At 52.7% G+C, this 17,423-nt stretch carries 13 protein-coding genes, 4 tRNA genes and 1 pseudogene; 17 read left to right on the forward strand and 1 reads right to left on the reverse strand.

What is annotated here, in order from left to right; all coding sequences use genetic code 11:
* The first annotated feature begins 590 nt into the window (after positions 1 to 590).
* The 5 genes and pseudogenes from dppA to dppF all read left to right on the forward strand — a co-directional run bounded on the left by dppA (position 591) and on the right by dppF (position 6,296).
* Positions 591 to 2,198, forward strand: coding sequence for a dipeptide ABC transporter periplasmic-binding protein DppA (dppA, locus tag ECL_RS01100; protein ID WP_023620080.1), 1,608 nt, complete (start codon positions 591 to 593; stop codon positions 2,196 to 2,198).
* A gap of 161 nt (positions 2,199 to 2,359) precedes the next feature.
* Entirely contained in the window at positions 2,360 to 3,379 is a 1,020-nt protein-coding gene (gene dppB / locus ECL_RS01105; RefSeq protein WP_014830232.1) for a dipeptide ABC transporter permease DppB, read from the forward strand.
* Positions 3,380 to 3,388: 9 nt separating this feature from the next.
* Positions 3,389 to 4,292 (forward strand): annotated as a pseudogene (gene dppC, locus ECL_RS01110) (dipeptide ABC transporter permease DppC).
* 10 nt (positions 4,293 to 4,302) lie between these two features.
* Positions 4,303 to 5,286 (forward strand): dipeptide ABC transporter ATP-binding protein, encoded by a 984-nt coding sequence (gene dppD / locus ECL_RS01115; RefSeq protein ID WP_013094994.1) that lies wholly within the window; start codon positions 4,303 to 4,305, stop codon positions 5,284 to 5,286.
* A complete protein-coding gene (gene dppF / locus ECL_RS01120; RefSeq protein WP_013094995.1) occupies positions 5,283 to 6,296 on the forward strand; it encodes a dipeptide ABC transporter ATP-binding subunit DppF in 1,014 nt (337 codons plus the stop codon). The genes dppD and dppF overlap by 4 nt, the downstream gene beginning before the upstream one ends.
* 43 nt (positions 6,297 to 6,339) lie before the next feature.
* Here dppF and coaA read toward each other — a convergent pair whose 3' ends face one another.
* Positions 6,340 to 7,290, reverse strand: coding sequence for a type I pantothenate kinase (coaA, locus tag ECL_RS01125; RefSeq protein WP_013094996.1), 951 nt, complete (start codon positions 7,288 to 7,290; stop codon positions 6,340 to 6,342).
* A 317-nt stretch (positions 7,291 to 7,607) separates the two neighbouring features.
* On the opposite strand from coaA, the gene ECL_RS01130 reads away from it, so the two are divergent.
* The 12 genes from ECL_RS01130 (at position 7,608) to rpoB (ending at position 17,378) form a co-directional block, all read left to right on the forward strand.
* Positions 7,608 to 7,683 (forward strand) — tRNA-Thr (locus ECL_RS01130).
* Between the two features lie 8 nt (positions 7,684 to 7,691).
* Positions 7,692 to 7,776 (forward strand) — tRNA-Tyr (locus tag ECL_RS01135).
* 117 nt (positions 7,777 to 7,893) lie between these two features.
* Positions 7,894 to 7,968 (forward strand) — tRNA-Gly (locus tag ECL_RS01140).
* Positions 7,969 to 7,974: 6 nt separating this feature from the next.
* Positions 7,975 to 8,050 (forward strand) — tRNA-Thr (locus ECL_RS01145).
* Positions 8,051 to 8,168: 118 nt separating this feature from the next.
* Positions 8,169 to 9,353 (forward strand): elongation factor Tu, encoded by a 1,185-nt coding sequence (gene tuf, locus ECL_RS01150; protein WP_013094997.1) that lies wholly within the window; start codon positions 8,169 to 8,171, stop codon positions 9,351 to 9,353.
* Between the two features lie 229 nt (positions 9,354 to 9,582).
* On the forward strand, positions 9,583 to 9,966 hold the full coding sequence (gene secE / locus ECL_RS01155) for a preprotein translocase subunit SecE (RefSeq protein WP_013094999.1): 384 nt from the start codon (positions 9,583 to 9,585) through the stop codon (positions 9,964 to 9,966).
* A gap of 1 nt (position 9,967) precedes the next feature.
* Positions 9,968 to 10,513 carry a transcription termination/antitermination protein NusG gene (gene nusG, locus ECL_RS01160; protein WP_003862341.1) on the forward strand — a complete coding sequence of 182 codons (546 nt, stop codon included), beginning with the start codon at positions 9,968 to 9,970 and terminating at the stop codon, positions 10,511 to 10,513.
* Positions 10,514 to 10,668: 155 nt separating this feature from the next.
* A complete protein-coding gene (rplK, locus tag ECL_RS01165; protein WP_008503452.1) occupies positions 10,669 to 11,097 on the forward strand; it encodes a 50S ribosomal protein L11 in 429 nt (142 codons plus the stop codon).
* A 3-nt stretch (positions 11,098 to 11,100) separates the two neighbouring features.
* Positions 11,101 to 11,805, forward strand: a complete 705-nt coding sequence (gene rplA / locus ECL_RS01170) for a 50S ribosomal protein L1 (protein WP_013095000.1) — start codon at positions 11,101 to 11,103, stop codon at positions 11,803 to 11,805.
* Positions 11,806 to 12,097: 292 nt separating this feature from the next.
* Positions 12,098 to 12,595 carry a 50S ribosomal protein L10 gene (gene rplJ / locus ECL_RS01175; RefSeq protein WP_013095001.1) on the forward strand — a complete coding sequence of 166 codons (498 nt, stop codon included), beginning with the start codon at positions 12,098 to 12,100 and terminating at the stop codon, positions 12,593 to 12,595.
* A 66-nt stretch (positions 12,596 to 12,661) separates the two neighbouring features.
* Entirely contained in the window at positions 12,662 to 13,030 is a 369-nt protein-coding gene (gene rplL, locus ECL_RS01180) for a 50S ribosomal protein L7/L12 (protein ID WP_013095002.1), read from the forward strand.
* Positions 13,031 to 13,349: 319 nt separating this feature from the next.
* Positions 13,350 to 17,378: a DNA-directed RNA polymerase subunit beta gene (gene rpoB, locus ECL_RS01185; protein ID WP_008503453.1), complete on the forward strand. Its 4,029-nt coding sequence runs from the start codon at positions 13,350 to 13,352 to the stop codon at positions 17,376 to 17,378.
* The last annotated feature ends 45 nt before the right edge of the window (positions 17,379 to 17,423 follow it).

Below are 17,423 nucleotides of genomic sequence, written 5' to 3' on the forward strand. Positions count from 1 at the left end.
CCCTTTTTGCATTAACGCTTTATTCGTCCAGATTAGTCAAAACACCTCTTAGTCCTGCTTCTTCCTGCCTGTTAGTGATTTTGTGACATAATCCATTGTATTTTTTTATATATAGATTGATCTTTTTTCGCGTTGCTTATGGATAACCTCAGCATTTTTCGCTGTGCGTTTTAACGTTCGCGGTATTTAGTGCTCAGATAATCACCGTTCTGCAAGAAAATTTACCCATTCTGAATAAAAGTTAATCACTGATTGTTGCGAAATATGAAGATATTTGTGCTGCAACATGACGAGTAGCATAAATTTCCCTGCTGAAAACTGGCGTACATAGTTTTTTTAATCTTTGTTTGCGGTTTCTCACACTCAGCGTAAATCCCCGTCACCTGTATTGACGTTTTCACATTCTGTTGACAGATTGTAGGGCACGAGGGGCATTTCAGGGACGATCTGCGCTGCAACTCCAACGCTCTTCTGAAAGGATTCTCCATCCCTTTAACGCCTTCGGGCATCACCGACCGGACCGGGTAAAAAATAAATAAAGGTCAGGCGGCGTAACACAACAAAGCAAAACATCACATTGGAGCAGAATAATGAGTATTTCCTTGAAGAAGTCAGGGATGCTGAAGCTTGGTCTGAGCCTGGTGGCTATGACCGTGGCAGCAAGCGTACAGGCAAAAACCCTGGTTTACTGTTCTGAAGGCTCGCCGGAAGGCTTTAACCCACAGCTCTTTACCTCTGGTACGACTTACGACGCAAGCTCTGTGCCGATCTATAACCGTCTGGTTGAATTCAAAACCGGCACCACGGAAGTGATTCCTGGCCTGGCGGAGAAGTGGGACGTCAGCGAAGACGGTAAAACCTATACCTTCCACCTGCGCCAGGGCGTGAAGTGGCAGGACAGCAAAGAATTCAAACCAACGCGCGACTTCAACGCCGATGACGTTGTGTTCTCCTTCGATCGTCAGAAAAACGCTCAGAACCCGTACCACAAAGTGTCCGGCGGCAGCTATGAGTACTTCGAAGGGATGGGTCTGCCAGACCTGATCGCTGAAGTGAAAAAAGTGGACGATAAAACCGTTCAGTTCGTGCTGACTCGCCCGGAAGCGCCATTCCTGGCAGACCTGGCCATGGACTTCGCCTCTATCCTCTCTAAAGAGTACGCGGACAACATGCTGAAAGCCGGCACGCCGGAAAAAGTGGACCTGAACCCAATCGGTACCGGTCCGTTCCAGCTGCTGCAGTACCAGAAAGACTCCCGTATTCTGTACAAAGCGTTCCCGGGCTACTGGGGTACCAAACCACAGATCGACCGTCTGGTCTTCTCCATCACGCCTGACGCGTCTGTGCGTTACGCAAAACTGCAGAAAAACGAATGCCAGGTTATGCCCTACCCGAACCCGGCTGATATCGCCCGCATGAAGCAGGACAAGAATATCAACCTGATGGAGCAGGCTGGCCTGAACGTGGGCTATCTCTCCTTCAACACCGAGAAGAAACCGTTTGATGACGTGAAAGTGCGTCAGGCGCTGACTTATGCGGTGAACAAAGAAGCGATCATCAAGGCCGTTTACCAGGGCGCTGGCGTTGCGGCTAAAAACCTGATCCCGCCAACCATGTGGGGCTATAACGATGACGTTAAAGACTACACCTACGACCCAGAGAAAGCGAAAGCGCTGCTGAAGGAAGCAGGGCAGGATAAAGGCTTTACCGTTGAACTGTGGGCGATGCCGGTACAGCGTCCGTACAACCCGAACGCACGCCGTATGGCTGAAATGGTTCAGGCTGACTGGGCGAAAATCGGCGTTCAGGCCAAGATTGTTACCTACGAGTGGGGCGAGTATCTGAAGCGCGCCAAAGCGGGTGAGCATCAGGCAGTGATGATGGGCTGGACCGGTGACAACGGGGATCCGGACAACTTCTTCGCCACCCTCTTCAGCTGTGCGGCGGCAAAAGACGGCTCTAACTACTCTCGCTGGTGTTACAAGCCGTTTGAAGACCTGATCCAGCCGGCACGTGCCACCGACGATCACAACAAACGTATTGAACTCTACAAGCAGGCACAGGTTGTTATGCACGATCAGGCTCCGGCTCTGATTGTTGCTCACTCCACCGTGTACGAGCCAGTGCGCAAAGAAGTGAAAGGCTACGTGGTTGATCCGCTGGGCAAACACCACTTCGAAAACGTATCTGTTGAATAATCAGTAGGGTGTTCTCCCTCTCCCTGTGGGAGAGGGCAGGGGTGAGGGGCGTGCCATGCTTGCCCTCACCCTAACCCTCTCCCGCGGGAGAGGGAAGTTACATTTGTGAGCAATACAGACGCCACGCCACTGGTCGTGCGTCTTCAGAGAGAATCCGGGTTATGTTGCAGTTCATCCTCCGACGTCTGGGACTTGTCATCCCCACGTTTATCGGTATCACCCTTCTCACTTTTGCCTTCGTCCATATGATCCCCGGCGACCCGGTAATGATTATGGCGGGCGAGCGTGGTATTTCCCCTGAACGTCATGCGCAGTTGCTGGCTGAACTCGGCCTCGATAAGCCGATGTGGCAGCAGTACCTCCACTATATCTGGGGCGTTATGCACGGTGACTTAGGGATTTCACTGAAAAGCCGTCTTCCGGTGTGGGACGAGTTCGTGCCGCGTTTTAAAGCGACACTGGAGCTTGGCATCTGCGCCATGATTTTTGCCACTGCGGTGGGTATCCCTGTCGGGGTGCTGGCTGCCGTTAAACGTGGCTCTATTTTTGACCATACCGCTGTGGGCCTGGCGCTGACCGGCTACTCCATGCCGATCTTCTGGTGGGGCATGATGTTGATTATGCTGGTCTCGGTGCAGCTTAACCTGACGCCGGTCTCCGGACGCGTCAGCGATATGGTCTTCCTCGATGATTCCAACCCGTTGACCGGCTTCATGCTGATTGATACGGCGATATGGGGTGAAGAGGGCAACTTTATTGATGCGGTCGCGCATATGATCCTGCCGGCGATGGTGCTCGGCACGATCCCTCTGGCGGTAATCGTGCGTATGACCCGTTCGTCAATGCTGGAAGTGCTGGGCGAGGATTATATTCGTACCGCGCGTGCCAAGGGTCTGACGCGTATGCGAGTCATCATCGTTCATGCGCTGCGTAACGCCATGCTGCCGGTGGTGACCGTTATCGGTCTGCAGGTGGGTACGCTGCTGGCAGGGGCGATCCTGACCGAAACCATCTTCTCCTGGCCGGGCCTTGGCCGCTGGCTGATTGACGCGCTGCAACGCCGTGACTATCCGGTCGTGCAGGGCGGTGTATTGCTGGTCGCGACGATGATTATTCTCGTCAACCTGCTGGTCGATTTGCTGTACGGCGTGGTGAACCCGCGTATTCGTCATAAGAAGTAAGGGGCCATCATGTCACACGTTTCTGAAAATAAAGTGGTTGCTGCACCGGTTCCAATGACGCCGCTGCAGGAATTCTGGCACTACTTCAAGCGTAATAAAGGCGCGGTAGTGGGGCTGGTCTATGTCTCTGTCATGATCCTGATTGCCGTGTTTGCAAACGTGCTTGCACCGTATAACCCGGCGGATCAGTTCCGTGACGCGCTGCTGGCCCCCCCTGCATGGCAGGACGGCGGGAGCCCTGGCTCACCTGTTGGGTACCGATGATGTAGGTCGCGACGTGTTGTCGCGTCTGATGTACGGCGCGCGTCTGTCGCTGCTGGTAGGCTGCCTGGTGGTGGTGCTGTCCCTGATCATGGGGATCATCCTCGGCCTGGTTGCGGGTTATTTTGGCGGCATTGTTGATAACATCATCATGCGTATCGTCGACATCATGCTGGCGCTGCCAAGCCTGCTGCTGGCCCTGGTGCTGGTGGCGATATTTGGCCCGTCGATCGGTAACGCCGCGCTTGCGCTGACCTTCGTGGCACTCCCTCACTACGTGCGTTTAACCCGTGCGGCAGTGCTGGTGGAAGTGAACCGCGACTACGTCACCGCGTCCCGCGTGGCCGGTGCCGGTGCGATGCGCCAGATGTTCGTCAATATCTTCCCGAACTGCCTTGCGCCGCTGATTGTTCAGGCGTCGCTCGGCTTCTCTAACGCCATTCTTGATATGGCCGCTCTTGGCTTCCTGGGCATGGGTGCGCAGCCGCCAACACCGGAGTGGGGCACGATGCTCTCCGACGTGTTGCAGTTCGCACAAAGCGCCTGGTGGGTTGTCACCTTCCCGGGTCTGGCAATTCTGCTGACGGTGCTGGCATTTAACCTGATGGGTGATGGTCTGCGCGATGCACTTGATCCCAAACTGAAGCAGTAAGAGGCACGAGATGGCGTTATTAAATGTAGATAAATTATCGGTGCACTTCGGCGATGAAGGCACCCCGTTTCGCGCCGTGGACCGCATCAGCTACAGCGTAAATCAGGGCGAAGTGGTTGGCATTGTTGGGGAATCCGGTTCCGGTAAGTCCGTAAGCTCACTGGCGATTATGGGGCTGATCGATTATCCGGGCCGCGTGATGGCGGAAAACCTGCAGTTCAATGGTCAGGATCTGAAGCGCATTTCCGAGAAACAGCGCCGCCAGCTGGTGGGCGCGGAAGTGGCGATGATCTTCCAGGACCCGATGACCAGCCTGAACCCCTGCTACACCGTGGGCTTCCAGATTATGGAGGCGATCAAGGTCCATCAGGGCGGTAACAAGAAAACCCGTCGTCAGCGGGCGATCGACCTGCTGAACCAGGTGGGGATCCCTGACCCGGCATCGCGCCTTGATGTCTACCCGCATCAGCTTTCTGGCGGGATGAGTCAGCGTGTGATGATCGCGATGGCAATTGCCTGTCGGCCAAAACTGCTGATTGCCGATGAGCCGACCACAGCGCTGGACGTGACCATCCAGGCGCAAATCATCGAGCTGCTGCTGGAACTGCAGCAGAAAGAGAACATGGCGCTGGTGCTGATTACGCACGACCTGGCGCTGGTGGCTGAAGCAGCACACAAAATCATCGTGATGTATGCAGGACAGGTGGTGGAGACCGGAAGTTCGCACGATATCTTCCGCGCACCGCGTCATCCGTATACCCAGGCGCTTTTACGTGCGCTGCCGGAGTTTGCCCAGGATAAAGCGCGTCTGGCGTCGCTGCCGGGTGTGGTACCGGGTAAATATGACCGTCCGCAGGGCTGCCTGCTGAATCCGCGTTGCCCGTATGCGACGGATAAATGCCGTGCAGAAGAGCCTGAGCTGAACCAGCTGGCTGACGGTCGTCAGTCGAAATGCCACTACCCACTCGATGATGCCGGGAGGCCAACACTATGAGTACGCAACAGGCCACCACGCAACAACCGCTGTTGCAGGCTATCGACCTGAAAAAACACTACCCGGTGAAGAAGGGGATTTTTGCCCCTGAGCGCCTGGTGAAAGCGCTGGACGGCGTCTCCTTTACCCTCGAACGCGGTAAAACGCTGGCGGTGGTCGGGGAGTCGGGCTGCGGCAAATCAACCTTAGGCCGTCTGTTGACGATGATTGAAACGCCTACCGGCGGCGAACTCTATTATCAGGGGCAGGATCTGCTCAAGCACGATCCGCAGGCGCAGAAGCTGCGTCGCCAGAAAATCCAGATTGTGTTCCAGAACCCGTACGGTTCATTGAACCCGCGCAAGAAAGTGGGGCAGATTCTGGAAGAGCCGCTGCTGATTAACAGTAATCTCAGCAAAGAGCAGCGTCGTGAAAAAGCGCTGGCGATGATGGCGAAAGTCGGCCTGAAAACCGAGCATTACGATCGCTACCCGCATATGTTCTCTGGCGGTCAGCGCCAGCGTATCGCCATCGCCCGTGGCCTGATGCTCGATCCGGATGTCGTGATTGCCGATGAACCGGTCTCAGCGCTCGACGTTTCCGTGCGCGCACAGGTGCTGAATCTGATGATGGATCTGCAGCAGGAGCTGGGGCTGTCTTACGTATTTATCTCCCACGACCTGTCGGTGGTAGAGCATATCGCTGATGAAGTGATGGTGATGTATCTGGGGCGCTGCGTGGAGAAGGGGACGAAAGATCAGATCTTTAATAACCCTCGCCACCCGTACACCCAGGCGCTGCTCTCTGCGACACCGCGCCTGAACCCGGACGATCGTCGTGAGCGTATTAAGCTGACCGGTGAACTGCCAAGTCCGCTGAATCCACCTCCGGGATGTGCGTTCAACGCCCGCTGCATTCGCCGCTTTGGCCCTTGCACCCAGCTACAGCCGCAGCTGAAAGATTATCGCGGTCAGCTGGTGGCCTGCTTTGCGGTCGATCAGGATGAAAACGGCGAAAAGCCTCAGGCGTAAACAAAAAAACCGGCGTTGAGCCGGTTTTTTTATGTCTGCTAACCTATTTCCGCAAACGAATCTGGTCCACGGCGTGTTTCTCGCTCTTGGTGAGGATCAGGCTCGCCCGCTCGCGGGTAGGGAGAATGTTTTCTTTCAGGTTTACGTAGTTGATCTCGTTCCACAGACCTGTCGCCACCTTCACCGCCTCTTCTTCAGAAAGCTGGGCGTAGTGATGGAAATAGGAGTCCGGGTCAGTGAACGCCCCTTCGCGGAACTTCAGGAAACGGTTGATATACCAGCTTTGCAGTAAATCTTCCGGTGCATCGACATAAATAGAGAAATCGACGAAGTCAGAGACAAACACGTGATGCGGATCGTGAGGATAATCCATCCCACTTTGCAGCACATTTAACCCTTCCAGAATCAGAATGTCTGGCTGCACCACCGTTTTGTCTCCGCCTGGAATGCGATCGTAGATCAGGTGCGAATAGACCGGCGCCGTGACGTTAGGCACGCCGGATTTCAGGTCAGAGACAAATTTCACCAGACGGTGCATGTCATAAGAGAGCGGGAAGCCCTTCTTCTTCATCAGCCCGCGTTCTTTTAACACCTCATTGGGGTGCAGAAAGCCGTCGGTGGTGATCAGCTCCACGCTGCGGTGTTCTGGCCAGCGGCTCAGGAGAGCCTGCAAGACACGCGCGGTTGTGCTTTTACCTACCGCCACGCTGCCAGCAATACTGATGATATAAGGAATGCGTTGACCATTGGTTCCAAGGAACTGCTCCAGCACCGCCTGACGGCGCAGGTTGGAACTGATATAGAAGTTAAGCAAGCGTGAGAGGGGGAGATAAATTTCTGCCACTTCTTCCAGGGACAGATCTTCGTTTATCCCTTTTAACCGTGCGATTTCACCTTCCGTCAGCGTCATAGGGACGGAATCACGCAGGGCAGCCCACTGGCTGCGGTTAAAGTGAAGATAAGGCGTCATTAACGTTTGCTCTTTTTTGCTCATAAGCATGCTTCAGTGAGCCAGCATCACACTGCCGGATCATGGCTCATCACACAGTTAATTTTGGACAATGGGCAGGAGGTTAACACCAGATGACAGGAATAATAAGAAAAAAGATGGAAAGCGCTGCGTTACGCGGAAGCCGTCACGCTACGGCGTATGCGATGCAATTCGCTCATATATGTTGAATATTTGACCGCTAATGATTACTTTTACAGCGCTTGATGCGTGGTTAGCATAAAATGTGAGCGAAAGAACGTTTTATGCAAATTTTTAGTTGCATGACCGCGCAGGTATCCATAGAATGCGCGCTACTTGATGCCGACTTAGCTCAGTAGGTAGAGCAACTGACTTGTAATCAGTAGGTCACCAGTTCGATTCCGGTAGTCGGCACCATCAAGTCCGGTGGGGTTCCCGAGCGGCCAAAGGGAGCAGACTGTAAATCTGCCGTCACAGACTTCGAAGGTTCGAATCCTTCCCCCACCACCACTTTCTGGCAGCGTAAATGCCGCCGGAGCTGGTTTAAAAGCTGAATCAGCTCGAACTTAAAAAGAGAGAAATCTCTTTTTTTGTTACAGAAAGAACTGGGTAGCCGAGTTTCAGGATGCGGGCATCGTATAATGGCTATTACCTCAGCCTTCCAAGCTGATGATGCGGGTTCGATTCCCGCTGCCCGCTCCAATACGTGCTGATATGGCTCAGTTGGTAGAGCGCACCCTTGGTAAGGGTGAGGTCCCCAGTTCGACTCTGGGTATCAGCACCACTTCACTTCTCCTTCCCGTTTCTCTCTGTTTCAATTTTACTTGATTCAACAGTTCAGGCATTTCGCCTGGTTGATGTGGTGATATCACCGATTTATCCGTGTCTTAGAGGGACAATCGATGTCTAAAGAAAAGTTTGAACGTACAAAACCGCACGTTAACGTCGGTACTATCGGCCACGTTGACCATGGTAAAACAACGCTGACCGCTGCAATCACTACCGTTCTGGCAAAAACCTACGGTGGTTCTGCTCGTGCATTCGACCAGATCGATAACGCACCAGAAGAAAAAGCTCGTGGTATCACCATCAACACCTCTCACGTTGAGTATGACACCCCGACTCGCCACTACGCACACGTAGACTGCCCAGGCCACGCCGACTATGTTAAAAACATGATCACCGGTGCTGCGCAGATGGACGGCGCGATCCTGGTAGTAGCTGCGACTGACGGCCCAATGCCTCAGACTCGTGAGCACATCCTGCTGGGTCGTCAGGTAGGCGTTCCTTACATCATCGTGTTCCTGAACAAATGCGACATGGTTGATGACGAAGAGCTGCTGGAACTGGTAGAGATGGAAGTTCGTGAACTGCTGTCTCAGTACGATTTCCCAGGCGACGATACCCCAATCGTTCGTGGTTCTGCTCTGAAAGCGCTGGAAGGCGACGCAGAGTGGGAAGCGAAAATCATCGAACTGGCTGGCTACCTGGATTCTTACATCCCAGAACCAGAGCGTGCGATTGATAAGCCATTCCTGCTGCCAATCGAAGACGTATTCTCCATCTCCGGTCGTGGTACCGTTGTTACCGGTCGTGTAGAGCGCGGTATCATCAAAGTGGGTGAAGAAGTTGAAATCGTTGGTATCAAAGAGACTGCGAAGTCTACCTGTACTGGCGTTGAAATGTTCCGCAAACTGCTGGACGAAGGCCGTGCTGGTGAGAACGTTGGTGTTCTGCTGCGTGGTATCAAACGTGAAGAAATCGAACGTGGTCAGGTTCTGGCGAAGCCAGGCTCAATCAAGCCACACACCAAGTTCGAATCTGAAGTGTACATCCTGTCCAAAGACGAAGGCGGCCGTCATACTCCGTTCTTCAAAGGCTACCGTCCACAGTTCTACTTCCGTACAACTGACGTGACCGGTACCATCGAACTGCCAGAAGGCGTAGAGATGGTAATGCCAGGCGACAACATCAAGATGGTTGTGACTCTGATCCACCCAATCGCGATGGACGACGGTCTGCGTTTCGCAATCCGTGAAGGTGGCCGTACCGTTGGCGCGGGCGTGGTTGCTAAAGTTCTCGGCTAATTGCTGATAACATTTGACGCAATGCGCAATAAAAGGGCATCATTTGATGCCCTTTTTGCACGCTTTCACGCCAGAACCTGGCTCATCAGTGATTATTTTTGTCATAATCATTGCTGAGACAGGCTCTGCAGAGAGCGTATAATTCGAAAAGCGAATTAGCATTTCGATTTGGTTTGCCTCGCGATCGCGGGGTGAAAATGTTTGTAGAATACTTCTGACAGGTTGGTTTATGAGTGCGAATACCGAAGCTCAAGGGAGCGGGCGCGGCCTGGAAGCGATGAAATGGGTAGTGGTAGCCGTTCTGCTGATCGTAGCGATCGTCGGCAACTATCTTTATCGTGACATTATGCTGCCGCTACGCGCGCTTGCAGTGGTAATTCTGATTGCTGCAGCGGGTGGTGTCGCGCTGTTGACGACAAAAGGCAAAGCGACTGTCGCTTTTGCCCGCGAAGCGCGTACCGAAGTCCGTAAGGTAATTTGGCCGACTCGCCAGGAAACATTGCACACCACGCTGATCGTAGCGGCGGTAACCGCTGTAATGTCACTGATCCTGTGGGGACTGGATGGTATTCTGGTTCGCCTGGTATCCTTTATCACTGGCCTGAGGTTCTGAGATGTCTGAAGCCCCTAAAAAGCGCTGGTACGTCGTTCAGGCGTTTTCCGGTTTTGAAGGCCGCGTAGCAACGTCGCTGCGTGAGCATATCAAATTACACAACATGGAAGAGTTATTTGGCGAAGTTATGGTTCCGACCGAAGAAGTGGTCGAGATCCGTGGCGGCCAACGCCGCAAAAGCGAGCGTAAATTCTTCCCGGGTTACGTGCTGGTTCAGATGGTTATGAACGACGCGAGCTGGCACCTTGTGCGCAGCGTACCGCGCGTGATGGGCTTTATCGGCGGCACGTCTGACCGTCCGGCGCCAATCAGCGACAAAGAAGTTGATGCGATTATGAACCGCCTGCAGCAGGTGGGTGATAAGCCGCGTCCGAAAACGCTGTTTGAACCGGGTGAAATGGTTCGTGTTAATGACGGTCCGTTTGCTGACTTTAATGGCGTGGTCGAAGAAGTGGATTACGAGAAATCCCGCCTGAAAGTTTCTGTTTCTATCTTCGGTCGTGCGACCCCGGTAGAACTGGACTTTGCCCAGGTAGAAAAAGCCTAAGCAGCGATCAAAAAAGCGGCGATTTAATCGTTGCACAGGGCGCGAGATTGGAATACAATTTCGCGCCTTTTGTTTTTATGGGCCACGGCCTGTAAAACGATTTTATTCACGGGGAGCCTCGCTGAGGCGCTATCACCCAATCAGAGGATTTTAGAATGGCTAAGAAAGTACAAGCCTACGTCAAGCTGCAGGTTGCAGCTGGTATGGCGAACCCAAGTCCACCAGTTGGTCCAGCTCTGGGTCAGCAGGGTGTGAACATCATGGAATTCTGTAAAGCGTTTAACGCCAAAACTGAATCCCTGGAAAAAGGTCTGCCAATCCCAGTTGTAATCACTGTTTACGCTGACCGTTCTTTCACTTTCGTTACCAAAACCCCTCCTGCAGCAGTTCTGCTGAAGAAAGCGGCTGGTATCAAGTCTGGTTCCGGTAAACCGAACAAAGACAAAGTGGGTAAAATTTCCCGCGCTCAGCTGCAGGAAATCGCGCAGACCAAAGCTGCCGACATGACTGGTGCCGACATTGAAGCGATGACTCGCTCTATCGAAGGTACTGCACGTTCCATGGGCCTGGTAGTGGAGGACTAAGAAATGGCTAAACTGACCAAGCGCATGTCCGTGATCCGTGACAAAGTTGATGCGACCAAACAGTACGACATCAACGAAGCTATCGCTCTGCTGAAAGAACTGGCTACCGCTAAGTTCGTTGAAAGCGTTGACGTTGCTGTTAACCTGGGCATCGATGCTCGTAAATCTGATCAGAACGTTCGTGGTGCAACTGTACTGCCACACGGTACTGGCCGTTCCGTTCGCGTAGCTGTATTTACTCAGGGTGCAAACGCAGAAGCTGCTAAAGCTGCTGGCGCTGAACTGGTAGGTATGGAAGATCTGGCTGACCAGATCAAAAAAGGCGAAATGAACTTTGACGTTGTTATCGCATCTCCAGATGCAATGCGCGTTGTTGGCCAGCTGGGCCAGGTTCTGGGTCCACGCGGCCTGATGCCAAACCCGAAAGTGGGTACTGTAACCCCTAACGTTGCTGAAGCAGTTAAGAACGCTAAAGCAGGTCAGGTTCGTTATCGTAACGACAAAAACGGCATCATCCACACCACCATCGGTAAAGTGGACTTCGACGCTGACAAACTGAAAGAAAACCTGGAAGCTCTGCTGGTTGCGCTGAAAAAAGCTAAACCAACTCAGGCGAAAGGCGTGTACATCAAGAAAGTTAGCATCTCCACCACCATGGGTGCAGGTGTTGCAGTTGACCAGGCTGGCCTGAGCGCTGCTGCAAACTAATGCCTTTACGTGGGCGGTGATTTTGTCTACAATCTTACCCCCACGTTTGCTAACGAAAGTTAGCGGCTAAAAGAATTGTTCGTTGGAGCCTGGCCTAATCCAGGCCTCCGTCGAAGACCGCAGGTGTTTCGCAAGAGACTTAATCCCCTGCGTAGACGGTGACAGAACGCTAAGATTATTTTTGGATATTCTGGCTTGTTTCTGCTCACCGTATTAAGACGCTCTTTCCGTTGGGAAGAGTGAAGTGAGTTCCGGAACATGAGTTCCGGCAAACATCCAGGAGCAAAAGCTAATGGCTTTAAATCTTCAAGACAAACAAGCGATTGTTGCTGAAGTCAGCGAAGTAGCCAAAGGCGCGCTGTCTGCAGTAGTTGCGGATTCCCGTGGCGTAACTGTAGATAAAATGACTGAACTGCGTAAAGCAGGTCGTGAAGCTGGCGTTTACATGCGTGTTGTTCGTAACACCCTGCTGCGCCGTGCTGTTGAAGGTACCTCTTTTGAGTGCCTGAAAGACACGTTTGTTGGTCCGACCCTGATTGCATACTCTATGGAACACCCGGGCGCTGCTGCTCGTCTGTTCAAAGAGTTCGCGAAAGCGAATGCAAAATTTGAGGTCAAAGCCGCTGCCTTTGAAGGTGAGCTGATCCCGGCGTCTCAGATCGACCGCCTGGCAACTCTGCCGACCTACGAAGAAGCAATTGCACGCCTGATGGCAACCATGAAAGAAGCTTCGGCTGGCAAACTGGTTCGTACTCTGGCTGCTGTACGCGATGCGAAAGAAGCTGCTTAATCGCAGTTATCTTTATAAAGCATCTGCTTACGTATAAACTTATTCTGATATTCAGGAACAATTTAAATGTCTATCACTAAAGATCAAATCATTGAAGCAGTATCCGCTATGTCCGTAATGGACGTTGTTGAGCTGATCTCTGCAATGGAAGAAAAATTCGGTGTTTCTGCTGCTGCTGCTGTAGCTGTTGCTGCTGGCCCAGCTGCTGACGCTGCTGAAGAGAAAACTGAATTCGACGTAATTCTGAAAGCTGCTGGCGCGAACAAAGTTGCAGTAATCAAAGCTGTTCGTGGCGCTACCGGTCTGGGTCTGAAAGAAGCTAAAGACCTGGTAGAATCTGCTCCAGCTGCGCTGAAAGAAGGCGTGAGCAAAGACGACGCAGAAGCACTGAAAAAATCTCTGGAAGAAGCTGGCGCTGAAGTTGAAGTTAAATAAGCCAACTTTTCTGGTTGCAGCCTAAGTAATTAGGCTGATGGCTGGTGACTTTTTAGTCACCAGCCTTTTTGCGCTGTAAGGCCTCGGTAGCATTTCACACTGTTTGACTATCGATGTGTCTTTCAATGCTTGTTTCTATCGACGACTTAATATACTGCGACAGGGTGCTCGCTCTGTGTAAATCGCAATGAAATGGTTTAAGCGTGATAGCAACAGGTATTGCGGAAAGTATTCAATTTTCCGGTCCACAAAATGGTGTTGCACAAACTGTCCCTTCGTCGGACAGATGGGTCGACTTGTCAGCGAGCTGAGGAACCCTATGGTTTACTCCTATACCGAGAAAAAACGTATTCGTAAGGATTTTGGTAAACGTCCACAAGTTCTGGACATTCCATATCTCCTTTCTATCCAGCTTGACTCGTTCCAGAAGTTTATCGAGCAAGATCCTGAAGGGCAGTACGGTCTGGAAGCAGCCTTCCGTTCCGTGTTCCCAATTCAGAGCTACAGCGGTAACTCCGAGCTGCAGTACGTCAGCTACCGCCTTGGCGAACCGGTGTTTGACGTTCAGGAATGTCAGATCCGTGGCGTGACCTATTCCGCACCGCTGCGCGTAAAACTGCGTCTGGTGATCTACGAGCGCGAAGCGCCGGAAGGCACTGTTAAAGACATTAAAGAACAAGAAGTCTACATGGGTGAAATTCCACTCATGACAGACAACGGTACTTTCGTTATCAACGGTACTGAGCGTGTTATCGTTTCCCAGCTGCACCGTAGCCCGGGCGTCTTCTTCGACAGCGATAAAGGTAAAACACACTCTTCCGGTAAAGTACTGTATAACGCGCGCATCATTCCTTACCGTGGTTCATGGCTGGACTTCGAGTTCGATCCAAAAGACAACCTGTTTGTCCGTATCGACCGTCGTCGTAAACTGCCTGCAACCATCATTCTGCGCGCACTGAACTATACCACTGAACAGATCCTGGACCTGTTCTTTGAAAAAGTGATCTTTGAAATCCGCGACAACAAGCTGCAGATGGAGCTGGTGCCGGAACGTCTGCGTGGTGAGACCGCGTCGTTCGACATCGAAGCCGACGGCAAAGTGTATGTGGAAAAAGGTCGCCGTATTACCGCGCGCCACATCCGTCAGCTGGAAAAAGATGATATCAAACACATCGAAGTTCCGGTTGAATACATTGCAGGAAAAGTAGCCGCGAAAGATTACGTTGATGAATCAACTGGCGAGCTGATCTGCCCGGCTAACATGGAGCTGAGCCTGGATCTGCTGGCTAAGCTGAGTCAGGCTGGCCACAAACGTATCGAAACGCTGTTCACTAACGATCTGGACCACGGTCCGTACATCTCTGAGACTGTACGCGTCGACCCAACCAACGATCGTCTGAGCGCGTTGGTAGAAATCTACCGCATGATGCGTCCTGGTGAGCCACCAACTCGCGAAGCAGCTGAAAGCCTGTTCGAGAACCTGTTCTTCTCTGAAGACCGCTACGATCTGTCTGCAGTTGGTCGTATGAAGTTCAACCGTTCTCTGCTGCGCGATGAGATCGAAGGTTCCGGTATCCTGAGCAAAGACGACATCATCGAAGTGATGAAGAAGCTCATCGATATCCGTAACGGTAAAGGCGAAGTGGACGACATCGACCACCTCGGCAACCGTCGTATCCGTTCCGTAGGCGAAATGGCGGAAAACCAGTTCCGCGTTGGCCTGGTACGTGTAGAGCGTGCGGTGAAAGAGCGTCTGTCTCTGGGCGATCTGGATACCCTGATGCCTCAGGATATGATCAACGCCAAGCCGATTTCTGCAGCAGTGAAAGAGTTCTTCGGTTCCAGCCAGCTGTCTCAGTTCATGGACCAGAACAACCCGCTGTCTGAGATTACGCACAAACGTCGTATCTCTGCACTCGGCCCAGGCGGTCTGACCCGTGAACGCGCAGGCTTCGAAGTTCGAGACGTACACCCGACTCACTACGGTCGCGTATGTCCAATCGAAACGCCTGAAGGTCCAAACATCGGTCTGATCAACTCCCTGTCCGTGTACGCACAGACAAACGAATACGGTTTCCTTGAGACCCCGTACCGTAAAGTGACTGACGGTGTTGTTACCGACGAAATTCATTACCTGTCTGCTATTGAAGAAGGCAACTACGTTATCGCTCAGGCGAACTCCAACCTGGATGACGAAGGCCACTTTGTAGAAGATCTGGTTACCTGCCGTAGCAAAGGCGAATCCAGCTTGTTCAGCCGCGACCAGGTTGACTACATGGACGTATCCACCCAGCAGGTGGTATCCGTCGGTGCGTCCCTGATCCCGTTCCTGGAACACGATGACGCCAACCGTGCATTGATGGGTGCGAACATGCAACGTCAGGCCGTTCCAACTCTGCGTGCTGATAAGCCGCTGGTTGGTACCGGTATGGAACGTGCTGTTGCCGTTGACTCCGGTGTTACTGCAGTGGCTAAGCGTGGCGGTACCGTTCAGTACGTTGACGCATCCCGTATCGTTATCAAAGTTAACGAAGACGAGATGTATCCGGGCGAAGCGGGTATCGACATCTACAACCTGACTAAATACACCCGTTCTAACCAAAACACCTGTATCAACCAGATGCCTTGCGTATCTCTGGGTGAGCCAGTTGAGCGCGGCGACGTGCTGGCAGACGGTCCGTCCACCGACCTTGGTGAACTGGCGCTCGGTCAGAACATGCGCGTAGCGTTCATGCCTTGGAACGGTTACAACTTCGAAGACTCCATCCTCGTCTCCGAACGTGTGGTACAGGAAGATCGTTTCACCACCATCCACATTCAGGAACTGGCCTGTGTGTCCCGTGACACCAAGCTGGGGCCAGAAGAGATCACCGCTGACATCCCTAACGTGGGTGAAGCTGCGCTCTCTAAACTGGATGAATCCGGTATCGTTTACATCGGTGCGGAAGTGACCGGCGGCGACATTCTGGTTGGTAAGGTAACGCCGAAAGGTGAAACCCAGCTGACGCCAGAAGAGAAACTGCTGCGTGCAATCTTCGGTGAGAAAGCGTCTGACGTTAAAGACTCTTCTCTGCGCGTACCAAACGGTGTTTCCGGTACGGTTATCGACGTTCAGGTCTTCACCCGTGACGGCGTTGAGAAAGATAAACGTGCGCTGGAAATCGAAGAGATGCAGCTCAAACAGGCTAAGAAAGACCTGTCTGAAGAACTGCAGATCCTCGAAGCGGGTCTGTTCAGCCGTATCTACGCGGTGCTGGTTGCCGGTGGCGTTGAAGCTGAGAAGCTCGACAAACTGCCACGCGATCGCTGGCTGGAACTGGGCCTGACCGACGAAGAGAAACAAAATCAGCTGGAACAGCTGGCTGAGCAGTATGACGAACTGAAACACGAGTTCGAGAAAAAACTCGAAGCGAAACGCCGCAAAATCACTCAGGGCGACGATCTGGCACCAGGCGTGCTGAAGATTGTTAAGGTGTATCTGGCTGTTAAACGTCAGATCCAGCCTGGTGATAAGATGGCAGGTCGTCACGGTAACAAGGGTGTTATCTCTAAGATCAACCCGATCGAAGATATGCCGCACGATGCTAACGGTACGCCGGTAGATATCGTACTGAACCCACTGGGCGTACCGTCTCGTATGAACATCGGTCAGATTCTGGAAACCCACCTGGGTATGGCTGCGAAAGGTATCGGCGACAAGATTAACGCCATGCTGAAACAGCAGCAGGAAGTCGCGAAACTGCGCGAATTCATCCAGCGTGCCTACGATCTGGGCACCGATGTGCGTCAGAAAGTCGACCTGAACACCTTCAGCGATGAAGAAGTGCTGCGTCTGGCAGAGAACCTGCGCAAAGGTATGCCAATTGCAACGCCGGTATTCGACGGTGCAAAAGAAGCTGAAATTAAAGAGCTGCTGCAACTGGGTGGTCTGCCAACGTCTGGTCAGATTACGCTGTTTGACGGCCGTACCGGTGAACAGTTCGAGCGTCCGGTAACCGTAGGTTACATGTACATGCTGAAACTGAACCACCTGGTCGACGACAAAATGCACGCTCGTTCTACCGGTTCTTACAGCCTGGTTACTCAGCAGCCGCTGGGTGGTAAGGCACAGTTCGGTGGTCAGCGCTTCGGGGAGATGGAAGTGTGGGCGCTGGAAGCATACGGCGCAGCATACACCCTGCAGGAAATGCTCACCGTTAAGTCTGATGACGTGAACGGTCGTACCAAGATGTATAAGAACATCGTGGACGGCAACCATCAGATGGAACCGGGCATGCCAGAGTCCTTCAACGTACTGTTGAAAGAGATTCGTTCGCTGGGTATCAACATCGAACTGGAAGACGAGTAATTCTCGCTCAAACAGGTCACTGCTGTCGGGTTAACGCCCGACAGC

Source organism: Enterobacter cloacae subsp. cloacae ATCC 13047, assembly GCF_000025565.1.
Classification (GTDB): Bacteria; Pseudomonadota; Gammaproteobacteria; order Enterobacterales; family Enterobacteriaceae; genus Enterobacter; species Enterobacter cloacae.